Origin of the sequence: Vibrio sp. M260118 (genome assembly GCF_036533755.1) — a bacterium.
In the GTDB taxonomy this organism is placed as follows: Bacteria; Pseudomonadota; Gammaproteobacteria; order Enterobacterales; family Vibrionaceae; genus Vibrio.
On sequence record NZ_JATABG010000438.1, the window covers coordinates 1 to 2,517 of the forward strand.

A 2,517-nucleotide genomic window follows, 5' to 3' on the forward strand; every position below is an offset into this window, starting at 1 on the left:
GGTAAGCAGGGCCGTACTTCTACAAAGGGTTTCAAGCTCTGCTTGTGCCTGATGCGCCTTGCTGTAGAGAATATCAAAATCTGTGTAAGGTTGAACGGGGGCCGATGACATTGATTGAATGCCATACAATCCACTTAGGTTATGTTTGAATGTTTTCGAGCATACTTCGTTGTTAGTAGAACGACTTTCCTCATTACTCGGTGCGATTGGAATAGCGGCAAATGCTGGTGCACGGCTGAGCATTAAAAGAATCAGGGCCGTAGTTCGCAAAAATAGGCTCATTCACTCTCCTTGATGTGTAGGACATAGCTAAAAAGGGGGCTAAAAAAGCTAATATCGCTAGTACTACTCATCTCTATATAGATAGTGGGGGCAATTTCTGCATTTCCAATCGTATTCGTCTGCTCATGTACAAAACTATGAACACTTTCTCATTTTCCGTGTATCAAGTTAGAGCTTACCCGTTACCAAAGGTTCATCTTTAAGATGTAACCAATTATATCGTTTGAAAATGAACCAAATCTGAACCGATTTTTTAAGATTGCCACTAGTTGATGCTTTCAGATAGGCTATGTGTCAGAAAGATAAAGTCAGAATAAGAGTATTACCAATGAAAGACCCAGAGTTTTGGCATAGCAAATGGGCCGCGAACCAAATCGGTTTTCACCTAGAAGACGTCAACCCGTTATTGATTAAGTACTGGCAGAAAACAAAGCCAAACCACGAAGACAATGTGTTTGTTCCTTTGTGCGGCAAATCAGAAGATTTAGTCTGGCTTGCAACGAAACACTCGGACCTGCAAGGGGTTGAGCTAAGTAATATCGCGGTACGCGCTTTCTTTGCTGAACATTTTTACACGCCGATGGTGATGCCCGTAGGTCAACATGAACTGTTTCAGTTTGATGAGTTGTCTATCTATGTCGGTGACTACTTTACCGCGCCAATCAAGCCAGTTGATATTGTTTATGATCGAGCTTCGTTGGTCGCGCTACCTCAAGCGATGCGAGTGCAGTATGTGGACAAGATAAAATCGCTACTTAAACCTGGTGGTCGTATTTTGCTCGTAACGCTAGATTATGATCAGTCGTTAATGTCAGGGCCTCCGTTCTCAGTGCCAGAGTCGGAAGTCAGAGAACTGTACCAAGGTTATAAAGTGACTAAGCTTGAAAGCAATCCAGAGGCCGATAGACCGCCGAAAATGGCTAAGCAGCCATCAGCAAGGTTTGTTGAAGAAGTGTATCTGATTGAGAGCGCCTAGTTCACCTGGACAATAGAAAAGGGCTTGGTTGTGATAACCAAGCCCTTCTATCTCTATGACGTGAAGACGGTTAGTAAACAATCTTAACTTTAGCAGCGCTCTGTTTCGCATCTTCAATTGCTTGCTCAATAGATTCGCGTCGAGTGATAGCAACCCCTAGGCGACGACGTCCGTCGATGTCCGGCTTACCAAATAAGCGTAGCTGAGTTTGTGGCGCAGCTAGTGCTTCTTGCATACCTTCAAAGCGAATATTTCGTGAAGTGCCTTGGCCTAAGATGACCGCTGATGCCGCAGGGCCGTACTGAGTAATGCTCGCAATTGGCATTCCGGTAAATGCGCGAACATGCAAAGCAAACTCTGAACTATCTTGAGACATCAAGGTGACTAGACCTGTGTCATGCGGGCGAGGGGAGACTTCGTTAAAGATCACCTTATCTCCTTTAACAAACAGCTCAACACCAAAAATACCGTAACCACCAAGTGCATTGACTACCTTACCCGCTGCATCTTGTGCTGCTGCAAGCGCTTGGTCTGTCATCTGTTGTGGCTGCCAAGATTCACGATAGTCACCGTCTTCTTGTCGGTGGCCAATTGGCGCGCAGAAATGAACTCCGTCTACAGCGCGAACGGTAAGAAGGGTGATCTCATAATCGAAATCAATGAAGCCTTCGACAATCACACGGCCCGCGCCAGTACGACCACCTTGTTGTGCGTAGTTCCAAGCTTTGTCGATATCTTCTCGAGTTTTAAGTACGCTCTGGCCTTTACCTGAAGAGCTCATTACTGGCTTACAAACACAAGGCAGCCCGACGGTTTCTACTGCGGCAGTAAATTCTTCGTAGTTGTCAGCAAAGCGGTATGGTGAAGTCGTGAGCTGGAGTTCTTCTGCAGCTAAGCGACGAATGCCTTCGCGGTTCATCGTGAGTTTGGTCGCGTTCGCTGTTGGTACAACATTTAGGCCTTGTGCTTCTAGCTCAACCAAGGTTTCAGTGGCAATAGCTTCAATCTCAGGCACAACGTAATGTGGCTTTTCTTTTTCAATGATGGCTTGTAGCGCATTACCATCAAGCATATCTAATGTGTAGCTACGATGAGCAACTTGCATTGCTGGCGCATTTTCATATCGATCGCAAGCAATAACTTCAAGACCAAGACGCTGACATTCAATGGCGACTTCCTTACCCAGTTCTCCTGACCCTAAAAGCAGAACGCGTGTTGCACTATTTGTTGTTGCTGTACCAAACATAATTAACCCTAAA

The 2,517-nt window shown here is 45.5% G+C and carries 2 protein-coding genes and 1 pseudogene; 1 reads left to right on the forward strand and 2 read right to left on the reverse strand.

Annotated features, from left to right (window positions below; all coding sequences use genetic code 11):
- Positions 1-282 (reverse strand): annotated as a pseudogene (locus tag QTO00_RS18015) (phosphoribosylglycinamide formyltransferase); the annotation flags it as partial.
- Between the two features lie 328 nt (positions 283-610).
- On the opposite strand from QTO00_RS18015, the gene QTO00_RS18020 reads away from it, so the two are divergent.
- Positions 611-1,258, forward strand: coding sequence for a thiopurine S-methyltransferase (locus QTO00_RS18020; RefSeq protein WP_331426005.1), 648 nt, complete (start codon positions 611-613; stop codon positions 1,256-1,258).
- A gap of 70 nt (positions 1,259-1,328) precedes the next feature.
- Here QTO00_RS18020 and purT read toward each other — a convergent pair whose 3' ends face one another.
- Complete coding sequence (purT, locus tag QTO00_RS18025) at positions 1,329-2,504, reverse strand: formate-dependent phosphoribosylglycinamide formyltransferase (protein WP_331426006.1); 1,176 nt, start codon at positions 2,502-2,504, stop codon at positions 1,329-1,331.
- Positions 2,505-2,517 lie beyond the last annotated feature (13 nt).